The organism is Candidatus Binatia bacterium (genome assembly GCA_036504975.1).
In the GTDB taxonomy this organism is placed as follows: Bacteria; Desulfobacterota; Binatia; order UBA9968; family UBA9968; genus JAJPJQ01.
Genome location: DASXUF010000153.1, coordinates 31,795 through 46,449, shown reverse-complemented (window position 1 = coordinate 46,449; position 14,655 = coordinate 31,795). Strand labels below are relative to the sequence as shown.

The following is a 14,655-nucleotide window of genomic DNA, read 5'->3' as shown; positions in this document are numbered from 1 at the left end:
GCATGGACGGCGGTATAGCCGGCGCCGTAGGCGGCGCCGCCGGATGAATAAAGAAGCTCGAAGCCGTCGAGATAATATCCCGCGCTCTTGATCGCCAGAAAAAACGCCGCTAGCGACAGTAAGTGAATTTTGGCGCGCCGGTTCAAAAAGAGCCCGCGCGGCGTGTATTGAACCCCGCGGTACAGCAGATAAAGAAAGGCCGTCGCCAAAAACGTGAGCGTCAGGAGGATGCTGAGCCAATCGTACAGGCTACCCAGCATCGGCAGGCGAAAAATGTAAAAGCCGATATCCCGGGCGAAGAGAGGGTCGTTGATTCCAAAGGGAACCGAGTGGAAAAAAAGCAGCAGGCTCTCCCAACGGCCGGCCCCTTGGGGCGCAGCCAGGAGTCCCAGCAGCAAACAGGCCGGGAGCAGTATCCGCCTGAGCAGCGGATCGAGAAGCTCCGGGCTCGGCAGCTCGATGATGTTATCCTGATCGACAAACCGCACCCCGCGGGCCAATTGTGCCGCCGCTTTGAGGTTGAAATACAGGAACAGGAAAAAAAACCCGCCGGATAACAAAGCTAGGAAGACCTTAACCGTGAGCGTGGTGGTAAAGATTTGCGTGAAGCCGACTTCGTCGAACCAGAGCCAGTCAGTGTAAAACGAAACGGCCTGGCCGAGCGACAGGCCGAAGAACAGCAGAAGAAAAAGCAGCAGGCCTCTTACGCGTTTCATCCGATCCCTCTAGAGCACCGGCCGGAAGCCAAGTCGCGGCGATGGTATAGAACTCAGGCGGCGAAAGCAATACGCATTCACTCGGTCCTGATAATGGCGAGCGTCGCGACGATCGCCGAGCAAAAAAAAAGTGGCCTCCGCTTGGGCAGAGGCCACTTCATAAACTTGGGCTCAGAATCCGCCGAGTTAGACTTCGGCGCCCACCTTCGGCCGCCACTTGCTGAAGCGACGCTCCAGCTTGGTCAATAGCTCCATGGAGATCATCCCGGAGATCGCAAAGATAAGTACGCCGACAAAAACCTTATCGGTCTGGAACGTCGCGCCGGCGACGGTAATCATGAAGCCGATTCCGGCAGTGGCCGCATAAAGCTCCCCCACCATGACCCCGATAAGCGCCCGGCCCACTCCAAGTCTCAGCCCCGTCAGGATGAAAGGCACCGTAGAAGGCAGCACCACGTTCCTGAAGATTTGCCATTCCGAAGCGCCAAAGCTCCGCGCGGCGTTGAGGAGATTGTAAGGCGTGGTTTTGACTCCATCGCGCGCGTTGATCAGTATGGGAAAAACTGCGCCGAGAAAAATGATGCCGACCTTGGACAAAATCCCGATCCCCAGCCAGATGATGACCAGCGGCAAAAGAGCGACTCGCGGAGTCGAGTTCATCGCATTGATGAAAGGGTCGAAGATGTAGCTCATCTTTCTATACCAGCCCACCGCGATTCCAAACGGCAAAGCGACCATAACCGAAAGGGCATAACCCCAAGCGAATTCAATGCCGCTCACATAAAGATCGTTCCAGATCTCTCCTGAAGCAAATAACTGAACTGCGGCTTTCCAGATAAAAGAAGGAGCGCTCATGAACATCGGATTGACGACCTGGTACACTCCGCCGGTGAGTTCCCAGATTGTAAGAAAAATCGCCACGGAAACCGTGCCGAGTATTTTTTTCTCCTGATTGAGGTAAAACTTGTAGAGCCAGGAAGCCTCGGCGACTCTAACGTCTAACAGTACCTCTTGAGCCGTTTCGTCGGCCATGAGTTTGCCCTCCCTTGGGAAAAATCCGCGGTTTTTCTGTTCCTCCCCTAACAAAGGGGTGGTGAAATGTCAATAAGGAACTCTCCGCGGTTGCAGCGGCTAAATACACTATCCTCACTTCAGGTACTTCCGTGAACGAACCCATTGTGGAGTTATCGGACTTTTTTTTTATTCCGATAAACCGCTGGAGAAGCAGCTCAAACCTCACACCAAACCTGGTTAAAAACGGGCCATTTTTTGCTTTACTTTGAATGCCGTTTTAGGTACAATTGTCATAGTTTTAAATTTGACCTAACCCCTAGACATTGCAGCGAAATTTCTAATTAACCCTAAAGTAAAGTATGGCTTCCAACGAAACCCCGTCCCAATCCGACTACAAAGCCGACAATATCAAAGTCCTCGAAGGCCTGGACGCGGTCAAAAAAAGGCCCGGCATGTACATCGGGGATACTGGCGAGCGCGGGCTGCACCACCTCGTCTACGAGGTTGTGGATAACTCCATCGATGAGTCGCTTGCCGGCTTCTGCGATCAGATCACAGTCAACATTCACATCGATAACAGCGTGACCGTCATCGACAACGGACGCGGCATTCCGGTCGATATGCATCCGACGGAGAAAATATCCGCCGCTGAAGTCGTTCTGACCAAGCTCCACGCGGGGGGAAAATTCGACAAGGCTTCGTACAAGGTCTCCGGCGGGCTTCACGGCGTCGGTCTCTCGGTCGTCAACGCGCTGTCCGAATCGCTCGAAGTCGAGATCAAACGCGATGGCAAAGTCTACCAGCAGCGCTATACGCGCGGCGTTCCCCAGGGAGCGCTCGAGGAAGTGGGCCGGTCCAAGGAGAGGGGGACCCGCGTAACCTTCAAGCCCGATTCGCAGATTTTTCCATCCCTCGATTTTAGCTTTGATACCCTTTCTCAAAGACTGCGCGAGCTGGCTTTTCTGAATAAGGGCGTGCTGATCACGATCGAAGACGAGAGGAGCCAGAAGAAGCACGAACTCCTTTATAAAGGCGGAATCGTCTCGTTTGTCGAGCACTTGAATCGGGCGAAAACGGCCTTGCATACCCAAGTCATCTACCTCCAGGGAGAAAAAGAAGGCGTCGACATCGAGATCGCCATTCAATGGAACGACGGCTACACCGAGAACATCTTCTCCTTCGCCAACAACATCAATACGATCGAAGGCGGCACCCACCTGATCGGATTCAAATCCGCGCTGACGCGGACGATCAACAGCTACGCCATCGACAGCGGTCTGCTCAAAAAGGACGAAGAAAATCTCCAGGGCGAAGACGTTCGTGAAGGTCTCACGGCAGTGATCAGCGTCAAGGTGCCGGAGCCCCAGTTCGAAGGCCAGACCAAGACCAAGCTTGGCAACGGCGAGGTCAAGGGGATCGTCGAGGCTTTGATCAACGAGAGACTGTCAACCTATCTCGCCGAGCATCCACCGGACGCCAAGAAGATCGTCATGAAGGGAATCGAGGCCGCCCGCGTGCGCGAAGCGACGCGCAAGGCCAAAGATCTGGCGCGGCGGAAGGGCGCCTTGGACTCCGGCTCGCTGCCGGGCAAGTTGGCCGATTGTCAGGAGGAGGATCCGGCGCTGAGTGAAATCTTCATCGTCGAGGGAGATTCGGCCGGCGGCTCGGCCAAGCAGGGGCGCGACCGGCGCACGCAGGCTATTCTTCCGTTGAAGGGCAAGATCCTGAACGTCGAGAAGGCGCGCTTCGACAAGATGCTTTCATCGCAAGAGATCCGCCTGGTCATCACGGCTCTGGGCGCCGGGGTGAAGGAAGATTATGACCCAGCGAAGCTCCGATACCATTCGATCATCATTATGACCGACGCGGACGTCGACGGCTCGCATATCCGGACGCTGCTTCTTACGTTTTTCTACCGCCAGATGCCCGATCTGGTCGAAAAAGGCCACCTCATGATCGCCCAGCCTCCGCTCTACAAAATCAAACGGGGAAAACAGGAGCGTTATCTCAAAGACGAGACCAGCCTGGAAGACTATCTCATCGAGATGGGCACGGAAAACGTTCGGGTGCGCGCGACCAACGATGGCCGCGGGTTGGCGGGCCAGCCTCTGCAAGCATTCATCAAAAAGGTGCTGCGCTGGGAAAAACTCATGAATTTGGCGGCGCGCAAAAAAAAGAGCAGGTCACTGCTGGAGGCGTTGCTGCTCGAAGAGGAGTTGAGCGAGGAAACGCTCAAAGATAAGAAAACGTTAGAGCAGATTCGGGGGCGTCTGCGGGATTACATCAACTTGAGGGCACCGGACGAGGCCCCACTCTCCTCCACGATCGAAGAAGACCCGGAGCACAACTGCTACAAGCTCGTCTGCGCCACGCGGGCCAACGGCAGCGGGATACGGATCGTCATCGACCGCGAGCTGCTCGGCAGCCCGGAGTATAAAGAGCTCAAGCGGAGTTTCGACGAGCTGACCGGCGCGGGGCTTCCTCCCTTTATCCTCGAAAACGGCGATCACAACGCCAAGCTCGGATCGCTCAAAGAGCTGCTGGAATACATTATGGACGGGGGCAAAAAGGGCCAAGATATCCAGCGCTACAAAGGACTCGGCGAGATGAATCCGGAACAGCTTTGGGAGACCACGATGAATCCGGAGACCCGCGTCCTGCTTCAGGTAAGAGTCGAAGACGCCGTCGAGGCTAACGATATCTTCTCCACGTTGATGGGCGACGAAGTCGAGCCCAGGCGCAAGTTCATCGAAGAACACGCGCTCACGGTGAAGAACCTCGACGTCTAACCGAACTCATGGGTGAAGAGCCGCGAGCTCTAAGTTTCCCTCCGCTTCGGACGCGAAACTCGAAACCCTGTCCTGAGCGAAATCGAAGGACCGAAACCGGGAACTGATCTTATTTATATGGAAGCCACACTCAAGCCGCAAAAAGTTCCCGTCTACATCGAAGACGAGATGCGCCAGTCCTATATGGACTACGCGATGAGCGTCATCATCGGCCGCGCACTGCCGGACGTGCGCGACGGGCTGAAGCCGGTGCACCGGCGCGTCCTCTACGCGATGTATGAGATGAGCCTGACGCATGACAAGCGCTTCCGAAAAAGTGCAGGCGTAGTAGGCGAAGTTCTAAAAAACTACCACCCTCATGGCGACGTCGCCGTCTACGATACGATCGTTCGTCTAGTGCAAGCTTTTTCGATGCGCTACCCGCTCGCCGATGGGCAGGGCAATTGGGGTAGCATTGACCCCGATCCACCGGCCGCAATGCGCTACACCGAGGTTCGCATGACTCAGCTGGCAGAGGAAATGTTGGCTGATATCGAAAAAGAAACGGTCGATTTCGCCCCCAATTACGACGACACGTTGCAAGAGCCTCTAGTTCTGCCGACGCGGATTCCCAATCTGTTGATCAATGGATCCTCAGGGATCGCCGTCGGAATGGCGACCAACATCCCGCCGCACAATCTCGGCGAGGTCATCGACGCGCTGGTCGCCATGGTGGCGAAGCCGGACATCCCGATCAAAGAGCTGATGCAATACATTCCAGGCCCGGACTTTCCCACCGCCGGGTTTATCCACGGCAAAGAAGCGATCGCGCAGGCCTACCATGAAGGCAAGGGTATCATCCAGATGCGCGGCAAGGCTTTCACCGAAACCGTCAAGCGCACTGGGAAAGAGCAGATTGTAATTACTGAAATACCCTACATGGTCAACAAAGGCCGGATCATCGACCAGATCGCCGAGCTGGTCCAGGAGAAGAAGATCGAGGGGATCAGCGACCTGCGTGATGAGTCGGACCGCGACGGGATGCGAATCGTCGTCGAGCTCAAGCGAGAAGCGGTGGCCGAGGTCATCATCAACCAGCTCTACAAGCACACCGCGCTGCAAGAATCCTTCGGCGTCAATATGCTGGCGATCGTCGAGGGACGGCCCAAGGTCCTCAACCTCAAGGATGCGCTCAAATGCTTCATCGATCACCGCAAAGAGGTGGTCACGAGGCGCACCGCCTATGATCTGCGAAAGGCCGAAGAGCGGCTGCACATCTTAGAGGGATTAAAAATCGCCCTCGATCATCTCGACGCGGTGATCGCCTTGATCCGCCGCGCCCAGGACCGCAAAGTCGCAAAAGAAGGACTGATGCAGAATTTCGCCCTGAGCGAGATCCAGGCGCAAGCGATCCTGGAAATGCGTCTGCAACAGTTGACCGGATTGGAGCGCGACAAGGTCCTGGAGGAACACAAGGAGACCGTGGAGCTGATCGCCAAGCTGAGAGCGATTCTGGCCGATGAAAAGGAGATCTACCGCATCATCGTCGAAGAGCTCGAGGAGATCAAAAAGAGCTACGGCGACGAGCGGCGCACGCAGATCATCGACCATACCGAAGCGATCTCGATCGAGGACATGATCGTCGAAGAGGACATGGTGGTCACGATCTCGCACGAGGGCTACATCAAGCGCAACCCCGCGGCGCTCTACCGGGCGCAGCGGCGCGGCGGCAAGGGCAAGATCGGCGCGACCACGCGCGAAGAGGATTTCGTCGAGTATCTCTTCGTCGCCTCTACCCATTCGTACATCCTCTTTTTCACCACGATCGGCAAAGTTTATTGGATCAAGGTGCATGAATTGCCCCAGGCCGGGCGCGCCGCCCGAGGGAAGCCGATCGTCAATCTGCTGCACTTGGAGCCAGGAGAAAAAGTGTCGGCCTTCCTCTCGGTCAAAGAGTTTCAAGAGGGCCGCTACGTAGTCTTTACAACCAAGCGAGGTCTGGTGAAGAAGACGGAGCTGATGGCGTACGCCAATCCGCGCGCCAGCGGGATTCGCGCGATCGCGCTCGAGCCGAACGACGAAGTCATCGGCGTCCGGCTCACGGACGGGAATCAGGAGATCATCCTTTCCACCCTGGACGGCCAATCGATCCGTTTCAAAGAAGAACAAGTCCGGGCCACCAGTCGCGACACTTACGGCGTCGCGGGAATGAACCTGGAAAAGGACGATGCCATCGTCAGCATGGAGATTCTGAGCCTCGGCGCTAATATCCTGACCGTATCGGAAAACGGCTACGGCAAGCGCACGCCGATGGAAGAGTACCGCCTGCAATCGCGCGGCGGCAAAGGGATCATCACGATGAAGACGACTGAGAAGACCGGGCGGGTCGTCGGCGTGCAGCAGGTCACCGACGACGACCAACTGATGTTGGTCACGAACATAGGGAAAATCATCCGTTTGAGAGTGAAGGACATTCGCGTGATCGGGCGCAATACCCAGGGAGTTCACCTCATCGGTCTCGAAGAAGGAGAAAGGGTCGTCTCCTTGGCGCGGCTGGCGGAGAAAGAAGAAGAGGAAGAAGCGGAAGCGTAGTTTCATTTTAGATTTTCGATTTCAGCCCGAGGCTGATCAGCCTCTCTTTTTGGCTGAGCCGATTTTCGAATTCTAAAATTGGCTGGAGTTATGGGCAGGGCCATTGGAGTCATCGGGGCCGGCGGCTGGGGGACGGCTCTCGCCAAACTGCTTTGCGAGAAAGGCCATGACGTCACCCTCTGGTGTCACGGCGAGCAAAGCTATCGGGAAATTCAGCAACAAAGAGAGAACCGTACTTACCTTCCGGGGATCCCGCTGCCTCCTTCCCTCAAGGTCAGCCGCGCGCTAAGAGACGCCGGCGCCAAAAAAACCGCGCTCTTTTTAGCGGTGCCTTCTCATTTCGTCCGCGAAGTCATGCAGAGTGCCGCGACGCACGTCGATCCCGACGCGATCCTCGTTTGCGCGACCAAAGGCATCGACGAAAAAAAGCTCGCCACCATGAGCGAGGTTCTGGGCGAAATCTTCGGCGCCAACAGTAAAGAGCGGCACGCGTTTCTGTCCGGCCCGAATTTCGCTTTGGAAGTGGCGCGCGGGCTGCCGGCCGCGGTAACGGTCGCGGCCCGTAATGAGACCGTAAGCAGAGACATACAGGAAATGTTGAGCAGCCCGAACTTCAGGGTCTACACGTCCCCGGACATCATCGGCGTCCAAATAGGGGGAGTCGTGAAAAACGTGATCGCCATTGCGGCGGGTATCAGCGACGGGCTGGAACTGGGATTGAACGCGCGCGCGGCGCTGGTGACCCGCGGACTCGCCGAGATGACCCGCCTGGCGGTCAAGATGGGCGGCGACCCGCTCACGCTCTCGGGGTTGCCGGGGCTGGGAGACTTGATCCTGACCTCTACCGGCGATCTCAGCCGCAATCGCCGCGTCGGCCTGCAGATTGCCCAAGGGAAGAGGCTCGATGAGATACTCGGCGGCACGCGCATGGTGGCGGAAGGAATCAAAAACACCCGCTCGGTCTATCTGCTCGCCCGACGGCTCGGCGCGGAGCTGCCGATCGTGGAGCAGATGCACCGGGTCCTCTATGAAGGGAAAAAACCGCTGGAGGCGGTGCGCGACCTGATGCAACGGTCACTGAAAGCGGAGCTCTCATAACCAGGCGGAGGTTTTAAACCCGCCCCTACAACTTGTGAACACGGCCAGCGGAAATTGACAAAGACATTCCCATATGATTCAAACTAGATTCCTGCAACGACTTGCTTAAAGGACAACTCAATGAAACGAACCTATCAACCGAGCAACATAAGACGCAAACGGACGCACGGCTTCCTCGCCCGGATGGCGACGCCGGGAGGGCGCAACGTATTGAGAAGAAGAAGGGCCAAGGGACGCAAGCGGCTGACCGTGACTGTGCCGCCGAAGCGTCCTCGGACCTAAAGGATGGGATGGAGCTTTCTCAGGGAGGGGAAGGTTTTCCAAAACGATCCCGTCTCACCAAACGTTTTGAGTTTCTCACCCTCTCACGGCTCGGGAAACGGGTTCACACCTCTCACTTCGTCGTTCTCAGCAAATCCAGCGACGCGGGGCAAAGCAGGCTGGGCATTACCGTCACGACTCGAGTAGGGAACGCGGTTGTCCGCAACCGGATCAAACGACTGGTGAGAGAATTTTTTCGCCGCCGGAGGGGCGCAATGTCACAGGCTCAAGACATCGTCGTCATCGCCAAGAGAGGGGCTGAAAAACTTTCTCTCAACGATGTTGCGGCCGAATTACAGAACATTTTCATACAGGGGAGAAGTCGGCAAAAGTAGTGGCTGGGTTGGGCAAGAAAATCTTTATTTTAATCGTAAGCGGTTACCGAGTCTTTTTCTCTCCTTTTCTTCCAAGCTCCTGCCGCTTTTTTCCAAGCTGTTCCGCCTATGCCGAGCAGGCGATCGAGCGCCGCGGCATCTGGAGGGGACTCCGGCTCGCTTTGCGCCGAGTACTTCGCTGCCGTCCCGGCCATCCGGGGGGCTATGACCCCGTGCCATAGATTCATCACATGGAAAAACGCGCGCTTTTAGCTGTTGTCCTGTCGCTGGTGATTCTCATCCTTTATCAGGAATGGATGACGCGGTATTATCCCGCCCCGCCGCCGCCGCAAGAAACGGAGCGCGAGGAAAAAAAGCCGGAGAGCGCCGCGCCCCCGGCGCCTAAGCCCGAGCCGGCGCTCCAAGCGGCAAGGCTCCCGGCGCCCGCGAAGCCACAGGCAATCAAAGAAATCAAAATCGAAACCGACGACTACGTCGCGCTTTTCACCAGTCAAGGCGCGCGGCTCAAAAGCTTCAAGCTAAAGCACTACCGCGCGGCGTTCGACGAGAAGAGCCCTCCTTTTGAGATGGTCCCGTCCGTTCCCGGAGTCCCCTACCCTTTCGGCGTCGAGATCCCTGAAGCCACTCCCCTAAAGGACGAAGAACTTGCATATTCGGCGCAGGGCGGCGACCTCCAACTGACCGGGAATAACCAGGGACGCCTGCTGTTCAGGGCAGAGAGCCCGACCGGAGCAGTTCTGACGAAGGAATTCACATTCACCGGCTCCGGCTATGCGATCGGCATGCAAGTCTCGGTTGAGAAAGGTCCTGCGCGTCCGATCGAGGTGATCCTCACTTCGGTCGCCAGGCCCAATGGGCCCAACGCAAACGCTCCGATCGGGGGCGGCGCCGTCTGCTCGTTGCTAAAATTTTTGTTTGTTCCCAAAACCGACGCCCCGTTCGAGGGGTTGCTGGCCGACGTCGGGGGCAAGCTGATTCGCGAGCACGGCGACGCTCTGAAGGGCAAAGAGTGGATCGGCAAGGTTTCCTGGTCCAGCTTCGGTCATACTTATTTTCTCTTTGCGCTCCTGCCCGAGGACAACGCCGAGCAAAAGATCACCGTGCGAGAGACCGGTCCCGCGGTCGTCATGAAGGTCGGGCCGCAAGCCGCAGGGGGCGGGACCTCCAAAGCGACCCACACGATCTTCATCGGACCCAAAGAGCTCGACGTCTTAAAAAGCATGAACCGCGGCCTGGAGGGCTCGATCGATTTCGGCTGGTTCCGCCCCGTTTCCATGCCGCTGCTCTACGTCCTGCATTTTTTCCACCGTGTCACGGCGAGCTGGGGAATGGACATCATCCTGCTCACAATCTTGATCAAGCTCTTGTTGGCGCCGCTTACCCACAAGAGTTTTGTTTCGATGAAGGAGATGCAAAAATTGCAGCCGCAGATGGAGCGGCTCAAAGAAAAATACAAGGACAACAAAGAAGCTTTGAACAAAGAGATCATGGAGCTTTACCGGCGCAACAAAGTTAACCCGTTCGGCGGCTGCCTGCCGATGCTGCTGCAGTTCCCGGTCTTCATCGGTCTGTATAACGCGCTCTTGACGCCGATCGAGCTGCGCCACGCGCCGTTCCTCTGGATCAAAGACCTGTCGCGACCCGATTGGGAATCGCTTCCGGTAAGCGTATTCGGCTGCCACGCGGGAATTCCGGTTCTCACTTTGCTGATGGGCGCCAGCATGTTCGCGCAGCAGTGGATGACGCCCACCGCCGGCGATCCCAACCAGCGGCGCATGATGCTCATGATGCCGATTATCTTTACCTTTATGTTCATCAATTTTCCTTCCGGTTTGACTATTTACTGGTTGGTCAACAACCTTCTCAGCATCGCACAACAATACGTGATCAACCGCATGAAAAATTAGCCGGCGCGGCTGGAGGTGTTCGGTCATGGACCACGTGGAAGCCGAAGGCGAAACCATCGACGAGGCCATCGCCAAGGCTCTGAAAATGCTCGGCGTGGAGCGCGATCGAGTGACGATCGATATTCTGGCGGAGGCAAGAAAGGGAGTTCTCGGCATCGGCGGCAAGAAGGCGCGCGTGCGGGCGTCGTTGCGCAGGCCCGTTGCGGATGACGCCGAGGAAGAACGCCCTCGGTCCGAGCCCATCAAGGAAAAAATTGTCAATCCGGCCGAGGTCGCCGCCGCGGCCGAGAAAGGCAAGCGGTTCCTGGCAGAAGTTCTCAGGCTGCTGGAGGTCGACGCCGCCATTGCGGTCAAGCCGGGCGATACGCCTGTAGAGGTGGTTTTGGAGGTCCAAGGCGACTTCGGCGGGCTTCTCATCGGGCGCAACGGCCAGACTCTCGAAGCGCTGCAATATCTACTCACCCGCGCCGTGAGCGAGACCCGCGGGCGCGAAGGGGTGCAGCTTGAGGTGGACAGCGAAAATTACCGCGACCGCCGCAGAAAGAGCCTCCAGGACATGGCGCTGCGCCTGGGTGAAAAAGCGAAAAGACAAAGAAAAACCGTGACGGTCGACCCCTTGAGCGCAGCCGACCGCCGCGTCGTGCATACCGCTCTGCAAGATGACCCGTGGCTGACGACGAAAAGTCTCGGCGCCGGCGCCTATCGCAGAATGCTGATCATTCCCGAAGGCGACCGGAAACGGAAAGAGGAAGCGAAGCCGCAACCTTCGGGTAAGAAGGAAATGAAGGAGCAAAAGTAAGTCAGTCCGTGCCAACCCAACCCGAACCCGACACGTCGATAATCTGACCGTCAGGCCCAACACATTTGATCTCGTAGTACGACTGTGGATCGGAAGCGTCCGTCGGAGTGACGTTCACGCGGTCAGCCAAGGATTTTCCTCCGAGCCGGTTCAAGTTAGCGAGAGTGGCGTCCACGTCATCGACTTGAAAGCCCAGGTGCTCGATGCCGAGCCTGTCGCCGCCTTTCAGAATAGCCAGGTTGACGTGGCCGTCGGTGAGATAGATTCCATTGCGTCCCAACCCGGCCTTCTTTAGACCGAACAGCTCCTGGTAAAAAACCGCGGTCTTTTCCGGGTCTGCGGTTCTTATGGCGATGTGCTTGATCTTTGCCATGGCTTTCTCCCCGTGTCGAGCTTAACCAAATTCGAGGGTACGGATCAAGCATCGTCGAAATAAAAAGTCGAGGCGGCAGTCCGAATCGACCGTTTTGAATCGAAAGCCGACGCGCCGTCAGCGGCCGGCTTTGGAAGACCCTGCGATTTGTTCGGCCAGCCAGATCCAGAAGGCTTTTTCGCGCTCGTATCCTTGCCAGACGTCGCCCATCGGAACTTCCGTAATCGTCTTTCCTTCCCGGACCGCTGCGCCTTGAAGCCAGCCGGTTCGATCGACAACGTAATACATTCCCTCGAAGGCGGCGGCTCCAACTTCCTTGCCCCGGGTTAAAAATATATCATGAGGGGGATGAAGGGCGACGCTCAAGGCCCGCACCTCATCATCCTTTGTCAAAATTAATTGCTTGACCACATACCGGCCGTTGGGAGGCTTGGTAAGAAACTGAAATAAATCCGGGTATCGCGGCAGGTCCGCAAGCTCGACCTCGACCGCGTTTTTCCCGCGCATCACGCTGTCGACGAGTATGGCAAAGGCGGCCGCCGGATCGGATTTCATCGATGTGCCTTGAGAGCTGGATGCCGCGGTATCTGGAGCGTCGGGTCGCGACTCCTTTTGGCCCTGCTTTGATTGCGGCGTGTCATCGTGGCCGAGCACAATGGTAAAGCTCAACGTCAGGACGCCGAGAGAAAGCAGCGCCGAATAGATTTGTCTAATGCTCATTTTTTCGTACCCCTATCTCTTCGGCCCGGCCGCAGAGAGCGGTCGCGTCACGATCTTTTGTCGACCTCGTCGTGCCGGATCTGCTGCCGCGCCTCAATGACGCGCGCCATACTCATATCACCTTAAACAGATAGTAGCCATCCTCTTGAGCCGCGGGATAATTATCGACGCGAGGGTCGTTGGTGGCGAAAAACACTTCTTCGAACAGTCCGGATTCCTTTTTGAGATTTTGATAAAATTCCTGATGATCCGTGCCCACAATCACCCACTTGGCATTAAAGACGGTCTTAATGCGCTGCAAATTTGTCGGATCACTGCCGGAGGAAATCTGGGCGAATTCCAAAAACAACCGTCCGGGCTGGTTTTTATAGGGCTCTCCCGCGTATTGATTCATAAACTCGGGATCGAGGCCGACGATATAATGCGTCTTGGTGTTGGCAAAGAAATACCGCGGAAACACGTCCCAATCATCGGTGAAAACGATCTCTCCAGGGTCGGCGTGTTGCAGCAGATAACCGTGCACCTTCTTAAGAGCCGACATGCTGAACAGCGTCTGAGTGTCTCTGCGCGCCCGATCGATCTGGCCGAGAAAGAGGTTTTCAGTTTTAACCGGAACGAGCGCAAAAAGAAACGCGGCACAAAAGAGCCCGATCGCAGCGACGCCGTATAAGACATTCTCCGGGCGTTTCCAAAAACCGCCCTTTTTCCATTCTTCCACTTTGGCGCGAAGTAAAGGACCGATGAGAGTGAAGCCCGCCAGCGGCATAAAGAAGGAGGAATATTCCACGAATCGTTTCGATTTCCAAACCAAGACAAGGAAAAGCAGCGAGAAGACAAAGACGGCAATCGTCTTGGCGCTTTGTTCCACCCGCTTCATTAAAGCCAGAACCACGCCGGTAAAGAAGACGATGATGGGCAAGGCGTTGGTTTGCACCCAGAACCAGCTATCGTAGGGCTGCCATTCGCCCCCGGCGTACTGCTCGGCGCCCAGACCGGTTCTAAAAATTTGATGAAAGAGAAAACCGAGATTCTTTGGGAAATAGGGGTTTAAAGCCAAGCCGGCGATCATCCCGAGCAATGCGGCAACGGAAATCTGCCACTCTATCTTCTCCCCCATTATGATCTGCGCGACCCAATAGGTGACTGCAAAGATGGGCAGGAACATGAAGCCTCCGTAGGCCCATACATAAAAGGCGCAGAGAAGAAAAACCGCTCCGCTGCGCCAGCCCCACAAATATTCTATCCAGGAGGCGCCGAGATAGATGGCTACGCTAAAAGGGATGAGAATACTCAAATGGGTAAAGGCGAAAAAGACGCAGGCCAAAGCGAGCGGAATCAAACGCTTCCGATCGAGCGTCGTTTGGGCAAAACTCTTTTCTTTCGCGGCAGGGGCTCCAGCTTTGGACTCGGGCTGCAAAATCAAGTAGATGCCCGACATCATAAACACCAGCGACAGAGCCATGTCTCGGATAAAACTCATGCGAAAGTAGAAATCCATGGACATAGTAAAAAGGGCGAACAGCGACAGCGAGAAAGCGCCCTTCACATCATTGTTCTTCAGCACCAGGTAAAAAAATAAAAAGGCCAGCCCGACGACCAGAACCTGGAACAACTTGGCGCCTAGAATGGGACCGAACAGATTCGTAAATGGAATCAGCAAAACGTGAAACAGCAGGTGATGATCCACGTAGTTATCGCGCAGAATCGTGAAATGAAGCCAAGGAAATTTTTGCGGCACGCCGTGTTGTTGCAGTAGCTCCGCCATTTTTACATGGTAGTAGCTGTCGAGCTCTGAAAGGTAAGGGTTGTTCGGATTGAACTGGATGTAGCTCATCAGAGCGCATGCAAGAGCCAGGAGAACGCACGCGGCGAACAAGTCCCGCGCGGGATGGACGACCGTCTGTTCTGGCGCGATGATCTTTTTTTGCTGCGGGTTCCGAGCCTTAGGCGGTTTCATAGACGGGGACGCTTACTCAGCGGATGGGAGCGCGAAACCAAGCGGCCACGAGTAT

The 14,655-nt window shown here is 56.3% G+C and carries 13 protein-coding genes; 8 read left to right on the top strand and 5 right to left on the bottom strand.

What is annotated here, in order from left to right; translation table 11 throughout:
* On the bottom strand, window positions 1-716 hold a 716-nt coding region (locus tag VGL70_19460), incomplete at its 3' end, for a UPF0182 family protein (protein ID HEY3305709.1).
* Window positions 717-902: 186 nt separating this feature from the next.
* The gene (locus tag VGL70_19455) at window positions 903-1,748 is read right to left on the bottom strand and encodes an ABC transporter permease (protein HEY3305708.1); all 846 of its coding nucleotides are present in this window, start codon (window positions 1,746-1,748) and stop codon (window positions 903-905) included.
* A 341-nt stretch (window positions 1,749-2,089) separates the two neighbouring features.
* Here VGL70_19455 and gyrB point away from each other — a divergent pair, with 341 nt between their 5' ends.
* The 8 genes from gyrB (at window position 2,090) to jag (ending at window position 11,550) form a co-directional block, all read left to right on the top strand.
* Window positions 2,090-4,519 carry a DNA topoisomerase (ATP-hydrolyzing) subunit B gene (gene gyrB / locus VGL70_19450; GenBank protein HEY3305707.1) on the top strand — a complete coding sequence of 810 codons (2,430 nt, stop codon included), beginning with the start codon at window positions 2,090-2,092 and terminating at the stop codon, window positions 4,517-4,519.
* A gap of 117 nt (window positions 4,520-4,636) precedes the next feature.
* Complete coding sequence (gyrA, locus tag VGL70_19445; protein HEY3305706.1) at window positions 4,637-7,090, top strand: DNA gyrase subunit A; 2,454 nt, start codon at window positions 4,637-4,639, stop codon at window positions 7,088-7,090.
* A 90-nt stretch (window positions 7,091-7,180) separates the two neighbouring features.
* A complete protein-coding gene (locus VGL70_19440; GenBank protein HEY3305705.1) occupies window positions 7,181-8,188 on the top strand; it encodes an NAD(P)H-dependent glycerol-3-phosphate dehydrogenase in 1,008 nt (335 codons plus the stop codon).
* 120 nt (window positions 8,189-8,308) lie between these two features.
* Window positions 8,309-8,470: a 50S ribosomal protein L34 gene (gene rpmH, locus VGL70_19435; protein HEY3305704.1), complete on the top strand. Its 162-nt coding sequence runs from the start codon at window positions 8,309-8,311 to the stop codon at window positions 8,468-8,470.
* 8 nt (window positions 8,471-8,478) lie between these two features.
* The gene (rnpA, locus tag VGL70_19430; GenBank protein ID HEY3305703.1) at window positions 8,479-8,844 is read left to right on the top strand and encodes a ribonuclease P protein component; all 366 of its coding nucleotides are present in this window, start codon (window positions 8,479-8,481) and stop codon (window positions 8,842-8,844) included.
* A gap of 8 nt (window positions 8,845-8,852) precedes the next feature.
* The gene (gene yidD / locus VGL70_19425) at window positions 8,853-9,065 is read left to right on the top strand and encodes a membrane protein insertion efficiency factor YidD (protein ID HEY3305702.1); all 213 of its coding nucleotides are present in this window, start codon (window positions 8,853-8,855) and stop codon (window positions 9,063-9,065) included.
* Window positions 9,066-9,074: 9 nt separating this feature from the next.
* On the top strand, window positions 9,075-10,751 hold the full coding sequence (gene yidC, locus VGL70_19420) for a membrane protein insertase YidC (GenBank protein ID HEY3305701.1): 1,677 nt from the start codon (window positions 9,075-9,077) through the stop codon (window positions 10,749-10,751).
* A 25-nt stretch (window positions 10,752-10,776) separates the two neighbouring features.
* Entirely contained in the window at window positions 10,777-11,550 is a 774-nt protein-coding gene (gene jag / locus VGL70_19415; GenBank protein HEY3305700.1) for an RNA-binding cell elongation regulator Jag/EloR, read from the top strand.
* A 1-nt stretch (window position 11,551) separates the two neighbouring features.
* Here the strand turns inward: jag and VGL70_19410 are convergent, their stop codons facing one another.
* The 3 genes from VGL70_19410 to VGL70_19400 form a co-directional block, all read right to left on the bottom strand.
* Window positions 11,552-11,923, bottom strand: a complete 372-nt coding sequence (locus tag VGL70_19410) for a VOC family protein (GenBank protein HEY3305699.1) — start codon at window positions 11,921-11,923, stop codon at window positions 11,552-11,554.
* Window positions 11,924-12,040: 117 nt separating this feature from the next.
* Entirely contained in the window at window positions 12,041-12,643 is a 603-nt protein-coding gene (locus VGL70_19405; protein ID HEY3305698.1) for a hypothetical protein, read from the bottom strand.
* Between the two features lie 112 nt (window positions 12,644-12,755).
* Entirely contained in the window at window positions 12,756-14,600 is a 1,845-nt protein-coding gene (locus tag VGL70_19400; GenBank protein ID HEY3305697.1) for a hypothetical protein, read from the bottom strand.
* Window positions 14,601-14,655 lie beyond the last annotated feature (55 nt).

Bases quoted from the DNA above. Each gene is read 5' to 3' on its own strand.
- rpmH (HEY3305704.1), top strand. From the start codon at position 8,309: ATGAAACGAACCTATCAACCGAGCAACATAAGACGCAAACGGACGCAC.
- gyrA (HEY3305706.1), top strand. From the start codon at position 4,637: ATGGAAGCCACACTCAAGCCGCAAAAAGTTCCCGTCTACATCGAAGAC.
- VGL70_19400 (HEY3305697.1), bottom strand. From the start codon at position 14,600: ATGAAACCGCCTAAGGCTCGGAACCCGCAGCAAAAAAAGATCATCGCG.
- VGL70_19440 (HEY3305705.1), top strand. From the start codon at position 7,181: ATGGGCAGGGCCATTGGAGTCATCGGGGCCGGCGGCTGGGGGACGGCT.
- VGL70_19405 (HEY3305698.1), bottom strand. From the start codon at position 12,643: ATGAGCATTAGACAAATCTATTCGGCGCTGCTTTCTCTCGGCGTCCTG.
- rnpA (HEY3305703.1), top strand. From the start codon at position 8,479: ATGGAGCTTTCTCAGGGAGGGGAAGGTTTTCCAAAACGATCCCGTCTC.
- gyrB (HEY3305707.1), top strand. From the start codon at position 2,090: ATGGCTTCCAACGAAACCCCGTCCCAATCCGACTACAAAGCCGACAAT.
- VGL70_19455 (HEY3305708.1), bottom strand. From the start codon at position 1,748: ATGGCCGACGAAACGGCTCAAGAGGTACTGTTAGACGTTAGAGTCGCC.
- VGL70_19410 (HEY3305699.1), bottom strand. From the start codon at position 11,923: ATGGCAAAGATCAAGCACATCGCCATAAGAACCGCAGACCCGGAAAAG.
- yidC (HEY3305701.1), top strand. From the start codon at position 9,075: ATGGAAAAACGCGCGCTTTTAGCTGTTGTCCTGTCGCTGGTGATTCTC.
- jag (HEY3305700.1), top strand. From the start codon at position 10,777: ATGGACCACGTGGAAGCCGAAGGCGAAACCATCGACGAGGCCATCGCC.